The 296-nt window shown below is 59.8% G+C and carries 1 protein-coding gene; it reads left to right on the forward strand.

Translation table 11 applies throughout. From position 1 onward, the window contains the following. A partial coding sequence (locus tag PSI23_RS22300) for an inverse autotransporter beta domain-containing protein (RefSeq protein ID WP_273557078.1) occupies positions 1–296 on the forward strand: 296 nt, incomplete at both ends.

The raw sequence follows: 296 nt of genomic DNA on the forward strand, positions 1-296 counted from the left end.
CGCTTCGGCGCCAATGGCTATTTCCGCGCCAGTGGCTGGAAAGACGGCAGGAAGCTGAAAGATTACGAAGAGCGCCCGGCCAACGGTTTTGACCTGCGGGCGGAGGGCTATATTCCGTCTTACCCGCAACTGGGCGGTAAGTTAATTTATGAGCAGTATTTTGGGGATGAGGTCGGCTTGCTGAACGAAGCGCGCCGGCAGAAAAACCCGGCCGCCTTTACCCTCGGCGTCAACTATACCCCTGTCCCGTTGGTGACACTGGGGCTTGACCGCCGGCAAAGTGCTTCCGGCGGCGG

The organism is Xenorhabdus yunnanensis (assembly GCF_028598805.1).
Lineage (GTDB): Bacteria > Pseudomonadota > Gammaproteobacteria > Enterobacterales > Enterobacteriaceae > Xenorhabdus > Xenorhabdus yunnanensis.